Source organism: Candidatus Binataceae bacterium, from assembly GCA_035294265.1.
GTDB lineage: Bacteria > Desulfobacterota > Binatia > Binatales > Binataceae > DATGLK01.
In genome coordinates this window covers 24,359-32,414 of the sequence record DATGLK010000056.1, presented here as the reverse complement: position 1 = coordinate 32,414, position 8,056 = coordinate 24,359, and the positions used below count along the sequence as shown (strand labels likewise).

At 61.9% G+C, this 8,056-nt stretch carries 6 protein-coding genes; 1 reads left to right on the top strand and 5 read right to left on the bottom strand.

What is annotated here, in order from left to right; genetic code table 11:
- Positions 1-1,780, bottom strand: a 1,780-nt coding sequence (locus VKV28_09830) for a thiamine pyrophosphate-dependent enzyme (GenBank protein ID HLH77091.1), incomplete at its 3' end; no start/stop codon positions are given.
- A 176-nt stretch (positions 1,781-1,956) separates the two neighbouring features.
- Here VKV28_09830 and VKV28_09825 point away from each other — a divergent pair.
- Entirely contained in the window at positions 1,957-2,772 is an 816-nt protein-coding gene (locus tag VKV28_09825; protein HLH77090.1) for a pyridoxamine 5'-phosphate oxidase family protein, read from the top strand.
- A gap of 275 nt (positions 2,773-3,047) precedes the next feature.
- On the opposite strand, the gene VKV28_09820 is transcribed toward VKV28_09825, so the two are convergent.
- From VKV28_09820 to VKV28_09805, 4 genes are all read right to left on the bottom strand, one after another.
- The gene (locus tag VKV28_09820) at positions 3,048-3,404 is read right to left on the bottom strand and encodes a hypothetical protein (protein HLH77089.1); all 357 of its coding nucleotides are present in this window, start codon (positions 3,402-3,404) and stop codon (positions 3,048-3,050) included.
- 44 nt (positions 3,405-3,448) lie between these two features.
- Positions 3,449-4,627, bottom strand: coding sequence for an acetyl-CoA C-acetyltransferase (locus VKV28_09815; GenBank protein HLH77088.1), 1,179 nt, complete (start codon positions 4,625-4,627; stop codon positions 3,449-3,451).
- A 50-nt stretch (positions 4,628-4,677) separates the two neighbouring features.
- Positions 4,678-5,913 carry an NAD(P)/FAD-dependent oxidoreductase gene (locus VKV28_09810; GenBank protein ID HLH77087.1) on the bottom strand — a complete coding sequence of 412 codons (1,236 nt, stop codon included), beginning with the start codon at positions 5,911-5,913 and terminating at the stop codon, positions 4,678-4,680.
- A 180-nt stretch (positions 5,914-6,093) separates the two neighbouring features.
- Complete coding sequence (locus tag VKV28_09805; GenBank protein ID HLH77086.1) at positions 6,094-7,704, bottom strand: DegQ family serine endoprotease; 1,611 nt, start codon at positions 7,702-7,704, stop codon at positions 6,094-6,096.
- Between the last annotated feature and the right edge of the window lie 352 nt (positions 7,705-8,056).

The following is an 8,056-nucleotide window of genomic DNA, read 5'->3' as shown; positions in this document are numbered from 1 at the left end:
CGTCCACCACCGCGACTCCGCCTCGCTCCACTTCCGCCACGGCTTCGCGCAGCGCCAATCTACATTCGCTCACGCTGGTCACCGGCCCGCGTCCCCACGCACCAAACCCGCGCGCGATGGTAGCGTAGTCGATCTCTGGGTCGAACATCGCCACCCCGATCCAGGCGTTTTCCACCGGCCGCTCGCGCATTCGCGCGACCCGCCGCTGATGGGCTTCGTCGTTGCCAAAAGAGCGATTGTTCCCGATCACGGCTAGCATCGGGATCCTATAGTGGGCCGCGGTCCATAACGCGCCGGCCGCCATCACCATGTCGCCGTCACCGATAATCGCCACCGGGAACTGGCCGCGTTCGTGCGCCGCCAGCGCCGAACCTAGCGCACCGCCGGGGCCGTAGCCCACTCCGCCCCCACCGCTGGTGCTGACGTAGTCGCCCACTGCCTTGACGTCCCACACGCCCTGCGGCCAGCCCTGTAAATTGCGCCCTGACAACACGCAGGAGCGGCCGCGCACCGCCTCCCAGACCAGATCGACTAGATGGGTAGTGGTAAGCTGGCCCGCTTGGGCGCGTTGGTTGGCCTCCTGACGGAAGCGCTCCGCCAAGACATTGTGCCGGCGCACGATTTCGCTCGTTCGCTCGCTGACTCGCGCCGCCGTGCCGGCGCCCTTGAGCGCCTTGACCGCCGCCAGCAATTGGGTAAGGCCCACGACCGGATCGGCCAGCAGTCTAATGTCGGTGGGCGAGGTCTCGCCGCCGTAATAGGCCCACGAGTCGAAGGCCAAATCGTTGACCGAAAGATCGATTACCGTACGATCGGCCGGCCATTGGCTCCCACGCCGGCCTTCTTCGTCGGCGTAAAGACCCAGCGCGGCGCCGATATCGTGTACGTCGACCATCAAAATCGCGTCGGCCTGCTTCAAGACCGTATTGTCGCCGCTGAGATTATGCTGATGGTTGGTGGGAAACGAAATGTAATTGGGATTGTCGATATAGGCCGCACCCAGAGTCTCAACCAACTCGACCAAAGGCCCGGTGGCAGCCGCGCGATAAGAAAGATTGCCACCCATCACCAGCGGAAACCGCGCCTCCCACAGCCGCTTGGCCGCGGCCTCGATTTGCGCAGGCGCCGGCCACAACGGGGCCGGTGGCGCAAAGCGCGCCAAGCTCAGATCGGGCAGTGTCAACGAACCCTCCACCGGCTGGCGCTGCAACTCTTCATCCACCGAAATATATACCGGCCCGTAGGGCGGCGTGTTGGCGATTCGATGACCTCGAATGATAGCGTCGATGATGGCGGCCGGCGTAGTCGGTTCGTCGTGCCATTTAACTACCTGGCGCACCAGATCGCCCTGAGTATTGGCGGTGTGGACAAATTCAATGGGCCGGCGCTTTTTGGGATCCATCGGACCGCTGCCACCCAACATCAGTAACGGTACCCGGTCGCACCAGGCATCGAACAACCCCATCACCCCGTGCATTACACCGACCAGATCGTGCAGAATTACCAGCCCTGGCTTGCCCGATGTCTTGGCATAGCCATGGGCCAGGGCGACCGCGATTTCCTCGTGGGTGCAGTTGAGCATCTGGGGGGCGCGATTACCGCGATGGTTGACGATCGAATCGTGCAGGCCGCGGTAGCTGGCACCCGCGGTCAGCGGTACCCATTGATAGCCCAATGCGCCGAGCAAATCCGCGATCAGGTCGGAGACATATTGGGGCTTTGCGGGGCTGATCCCGGCCGGAAGTTCGATTTCCATCGTTTTCAATTTGCGTTCGCTCATCGCCGCGTCACCTTTCACGTCGCCTCTTTGATGGCGCGCAACCGCGCACCCGCCGCGACAATAGCAGCAAGCTTGCGAACCTGCCTACACCCCCGTAACCCCACGACTGGACCACGCACTCAGCCTATGGTTAATTTACCGGCAGCATAAGCGCTTTCGGACAGGAGGCTTGAAAAATGGCGAATCGACTGGAGTTGGTAGAAAAGTACCTTGCCTCGTTGCGCCCTGCCGGCGGCGGCGCGGCCACCCCACAAGCCGACCTGTTGGCCGAGGATGCCGGCATGGAGTCGCTTAATTTCACGCTTTCCGGACGCAATGCCGTGTTGGAGCGGATGACGGGGACGGACAGCGGCAAGATTTTTCGCGAGGTCACCTGGAGCAAGCCCGAGCCCTTCGGCCCCTCTGGCGAGCAAGTCCGGATCATCGGCCGGACAGCCAGTGGCATGGGCACCGCCTTAGTGTTTCATTTTAAGGGCGACACCATTTCTCTAATCCAGCATCAGGCAATTACCGGCGGTGCGCGCCCACCGACGGAACTTAAACTGCCCCCCGAAGTCAAGGAGCTGGTCAATCACGCCCTAGCCACCAACCATCCGATCGCGGTGGCGCACACCGATGAAAGCGGCCAGCCGGTGATGTCCTTTCGGGGCTCGACCCAGGTCTTCAGCGACGACCAGCTGGCGATCTGGGTGCGCCATTCCGACGGGCGCTTCATCCAGTCGATCCAGAAGAATCCCAAGCTGGCGTTGGTCTATCGCGATAACGACAAGAAGGCAACCTACATGTTCCAGGGTCGTGCCCGTGTGGTCAACGATCCCAATATCCGCAAACAGGTGTACGACAACTCGCCCGAACCCGAGCGCAAGCACGATTTTGCCCTTCTCGGCACCCCGGTGATAATCGATCTGGACTCGGTGGAGGGATTCGCCGGCCTGGGGCCCAATGGTCCGATCAATCCGATTCGGATGCAGCGCGGCGCCAGCTCCCGCTAACCTTCATCTCCAAAGCCGCCCTGCGCCCGCGAGCATCGCGAGCCGCGGCGCCGGGCAAACCACCTAACCCAGGTGGGAACTTGCTAAGCAAGTTCCCACCCGACCTGTGACGAAAGGCTTCGAGTGGCCCACTACCCCATGATTTGCCATGCGGGAGAGATGGGTTTGGGGGTGCCATCTCTTATTCCTTCATCACGGTGGGCTGCGCCGCGCCTATCAAAACTCTTGCGGTTTGACGCCTTCCAAGGCGTAAAACGGGGCAGAGGTGCTCCAAACTAGCTTTGACTGAGGGATGAACCGTTGAATAAGGGGGACAGCCGCGGCGACCCGCGCCAGCGCGACCTGCGCCGAGGCGCGTAATGGCTGGCGCGGAGGAGCGTCGCGCTCAAAGTGTCGCGCTCAGAGACGGTCAGATTCTCGGGGGCATCGGAAGCCGTGGATGTACCGCCGATAGCGGAACAGGTGGCAGGGTCGCGACTGGCACGCGAGGGCGCGCGATGAATGATCGCCGACCACACAGACGGGCCTAAATCATGTCGCACGATAAAGCCGGCCACCACCAAGGTCAGCGCGGCCATTAACAGATAGCCCACGCCCAGCCAGAGATTCTTGCGTTTTGCTCGCCGAGCCACTCTTCCTGCTTTAACCTCCAAACCGCGCTGAGCGGCGGCTGCTATCAAACCTCCTGTTCCACCACCATCGCGATACCTTGGCCACCACCGATGCACAGAGTGGCGACGCCAAGACGCTCGCCGCGATCGGCCATCGCGTACAGCAAAGTGGTCAGGATCCGGGCTCCACTAGCACCTACCGGATGGCCCAGGGCGATCGCGCCGCCGTTGACGTTGACCCGGGCCTGATTTAGTTTGAGTTCACGCAATACACCCAGAGATTGGGCCGCAAATGCCTCGTTGAGTTCCCACAAACCAATCTCCTCGCGCCGCAATCCCGCCAGACTCAGTGCCTTGTCAACCGCTGGCACGGGGCCCATCCCCATGTAGGCGGGATCGACTCCCGCGGCGGCCCATGCACGAATCTTGGCCATGGGCCGCACTCCTGCGGCAAGGGCGGCTTCCCGCGCCATCACCACCACCGCGGCAGCGCCATCGTTAATTCCCGAAGCGTTGGCAGCAGTCACGGTGCCGTCGGCCTTGAAAGCCGGCCGCAAGCTGGCAATCGCCTCTGCGCTGGTCTGGCGCGGATGCTCATCTACCTTGAATTCGATCTTCTCCTTGCCCCGAGTCACGCTCACCGGAGTTATTTCGCTCGCGAATTTACCCGCGTGCAGCGCCGCGAAGTAGCGACTTTGGCTTTGCGCCGCGAACTCATCCTGCTCGCGGCGGCTGATCTGGTAACGAGTGGCGATATTTTCCGCGGTCACACCCATGTGAACCAGCGTGATCGGGCATTGCAGGCCGTCGGCGATCATACTGTCGAGCAAGGCGCCATCGCCCAACCGATAGCCGAAGCGTGCCTTGCGCAACAGGTAGGGCGCCAAGCTCATGTTCTCCATTCCGCCCGCCACGATCACCTGGGCTTCGCCCCCTCGAATCGCACTAGCCGCCAACGCTACCGCTTTGAGTCCCGAACCACAGGCCTTGTTGACGGTATAACTGCCCACCTGCTGCCCAACGCCGGCGGCCAAAGCGGCGATACGAGCCGGGTTGAGCCCCACGCCAGCGGATAAAACGTTGCCCAGGATCACCTCGTCTACGGACTCGGGCGAGATTTTAGCCCGCTCCAATGCGGCCTTGATCACCACCGCCGCCAGGTCGGTGGCCGGCGTCGCCGCCAGGATACCGCCGAAGGTCCCAATCGCGGTTCGCGTGGCACTAACGATTACTGCTTCAGGCATGAGACTTGTCCCTGGAAACCGGTTGGCGCTGGACTGCGCCGAAAATCAATCTAGCTTATTGCGCGTCCGCTTAGAACCGCCCGCACCCATTTGCCTGCCAACGCCAGGGTCGAAAGTTGGTCCAAGCCGTGCGTCCCGTTGTACCAGTCGATCCCGATGCGCTGGGTGGCCCGGCTGAGACTCGCAAGCCGAAAATACCAACGATGGTGCGGCCCGTAAAAGCGGCGCGCAGCGAAGTGCAGCCGCCGGAGCTTGCGCGCGATCGAACCCTGATGTAACCGCTGGTCGTAGTCGGCCAGCGCTTTCAAATCACCGCGCAGACGAGCGTCAATTGCGGCGGCGGCCAGTTTGCCGTGCTCGAAAGCGAAGGAGATCCCCTCGCCCATTAGCGGATCAATTCCAGCGGCATCTCCTACCAACAGCACCGGACCCGCGACAAAGCGATCGGCGGGATCGTACCAGCGAATGGGAAAGGCTTTGTAGTGCGCTCGCGCCCCGGGATCAATCGCAAGATCGGGAAAAGCTTCCGCCAGAGCCGCGAGAAGTGCGCGATTGGTTCGCTGCTCGCTGGTAAACTGCTCATAGATTCCAACGTTGAGATGTGGTCGCCCGTCGACGAGGCAGGGGAACGACCAGGAGTAGCCCGCGACTCCCCGCGCCACGCAGGTAAAGTCGAAGCGATATGCAGCCTGGGCGAATTCGACTGCGTCGCCGTTCGCCGGCAAGTCGAGCATCAGGGCCCGGCCCAGCGATCCACGCCGAGCGCCAAAGAGTTGTTCGCGTACCCGGCTACCCGACCCATCCGCTCCCACCATTATCGGCGCGCAAAATTCGCCGCGTTCGGCTCGCACCCTGGCCTCGCCAGCGTCGACCGCCACATGTAGCAAACGGCACTCCTCGACGATCTCAACTCCCGCGTCGACGGCGGCCCGCGCCAAAGACGCATCGAACTGGTCACGCCTGATCACCTTACAGAGCACGTCGTCGCCGGGCAGATCGACCCGGCCGGCTTCGGTGACGGCGATTCCGCGGCGAACCACCGCCGCGGGCACGTCGAGGTCCAAGCCCAGTTCGTCCAGAGCAGCCAAGGTCTTGGGGATCAGCCCGCCGGCGCAAACTTTGGGTCTTGGATGGCGAGCTCGTTCCAATGCGATGATTTTGCCCGCCAAGTCGGGCCGGCGGCGCAACAAATAAAGCGCGGTGGCAAGCCCAGCCGGCCCGGCGCCGGCGATTAGAACCTCACAGCGCCGTGTTGGCCCGCTCCCATTCCCATTACGTTCGCTCATTCAAGTAAAGCTTTGGGCAGTAAAACTCACGTCACAGTGTTGCATCACAAAATGACGACATCAGTCCGCGTTCGCGCTCGAACCGCGCTACAGGCTCTCTCTGCCCAACGGTAATGACAACAACGGGGAAGTAGCACGATGCGCTACTTCCCCGTCAACGGGTTCGTGGTGGGCGCGCGCTCAGCCCCCGGTCTTAATCACCGTGTAGAGCGATACGTCGCCACGCTGCACCAGCAGCAAGGCCGGCTTGCCCTGATTCTTGGCTTGCTTGGCCTTGGACATGAAGTCATCGATGGACCCGACCTTTTGATGATTGACTTCCAAAATCACGTCGCCCTGCTGCAAGCCTGCATCGGCCCCGGGGCTATCGGGCTTGACCTGGCGGACCACCACGCCTTTATCAACCGTGAGGTTGAACTCCTTCTGGATATCGGGGGTGATTTCACCGACCTGCAAGCCCCAACCCGGGCCACCCTGTTCCTCGCCCTGGGCGCTGGCCATCTGGGTTTCCTTGAGCTGGCCCACTTTGACCTGCACGGTAAGGTGACTACCGTTGCGGATGACTTCGACCGGGACGGTCTTGCTGATCGGGGTTTCCGCCACCAACTCGGGCAGCTCATGCTGCTCATGAACCGGATGGTTATCGAAATTGATGATAACATCGCCCCGCTTAAGACCAGCTTTGGCCGCCGGACTATCCTTCTCGACGCTGGCCACCAAAGCGCCTTCGGGCTTGGGCAGGCCGAAGGACTGGGCCAATTCGGGGGTCACTTCCTGGATTTCAACTCCCAACCAGCCACGAATCACCTTGCCGTGAAGCTTGAGCTGGTCCATTACCGCCTTGGCCAGGTCGATTGGAATCGCGAAGCCTATCCCGGCGCTGGTCCCAGTGCGGCTGTAGATCGCGGTATTAATTCCAACCACCTTGCCGCTGATGTCGAACAGCGGGCCGCCCGAGTTGCCTGGATTGATGGCGGCGTCAGTTTGAATGAACTCGTCGTAGTTGCCGCCCAGCGCACGTCCCTTGGCACTGACGATCCCGGCGGTCACGGTCAGCGAAAAGCCGAAGGGATTGCCGATCGCCACCACCCAGTCGCCCACCTCGGTCGCATCCGAGTTGCCCAGCGGTGCGGCCGGCAGCGGCTCTTTGGTATTGATTTTAATCAGCGCTAGATCGGTCTTGGAGTCCTTGCCTACCACCTTGGCGGTGAATTCGCGCTTATCCATCAGGATGACATGGATTTCGTCGGCGTTACCCACCACGTGGTTGTTGGTCAGGATGTAGCCGTCGGGCGACACAATCACGCCTGAGCCGAGGCCGTGCTCCTTGAATTCGTGCGGAGCCTGTCCAAAGAAGTGGCGGAATTGCTCGAATGGATTACCCTCGAACGGATTGAAGGGCATCGGTCCCTGGCCACCCCCCTGTCCGCCCTGATCACCTTGATCGCCCTGGTCGCCTTGGTCCCCAGGCCCGCCGAAGCCGAAGCCCTCGACCTTCTGTACCACGCTGACATTGACCACCGTCGGCATCACCCGCTTGACCAGCGGCGCGAAGGAGGAGATCACGCCAGGCCGTTCCGTGGGCTCGGGCTGCCCGGCTGGCGCCGGCGCACTGGAAGCCAATTGCTGCGGCGCGGTCTGCGCCACGGACGCCTGGGGCGCAGTTGGGTTGGAGCCCCACAACGAAAAGGCGCCCGCATCGCTCAGCGCCACTGCCACAATCAGGGCGCTGGCACCGACAACGGCCACCGTTAACTTGTACATGCGATTTACCTCGCGCTTCTTCGACATCGGACCTCGCTGGCTCGAACTCGCAGCGCCCCACGCCGATTACATTAGAACCTGAAAGATTCGACGAAGGGCAGGCCGTTCTATTCAAACCGTCGCCATCTTCGCTCTTCTGTTCCGCGCCTTTTTGGCCGGCGTAGGCCTTGCGGCGTTGCTGTCCCTACCAGTAAAAGACCCAGCCTACGCTCCCTATAGGCGCTCGGCAATCCGATCTTGACCGCCCTCGCTGGCTCGGCACGAACACTTTTTGCCGGCCTCGGCCTGTGACCACTTTGAGCAGTTTTGAACTCGGCTCTTGCTCCTATTCTACCGCGCCAATAGGATTTAATTGTTAGCCAAATTACCCCCGTAAATC

Coding starts and splice junctions, on each gene's coding strand:
- VKV28_09810 (HLH77087.1), bottom strand. CDS start 5,913: ATGAGCGAACGTAATGGGAATGGGAGCGGGCCAACACGGCGCTGTGAG.
- VKV28_09815 (HLH77088.1), bottom strand. CDS start 4,627: ATGCCTGAAGCAGTAATCGTTAGTGCCACGCGAACCGCGATTGGGACC.
- VKV28_09805 (HLH77086.1), bottom strand. CDS start 7,704: ATGTCGAAGAAGCGCGAGGTAAATCGCATGTACAAGTTAACGGTGGCC.
- VKV28_09825 (HLH77090.1), top strand. CDS start 1,957: ATGGCGAATCGACTGGAGTTGGTAGAAAAGTACCTTGCCTCGTTGCGC.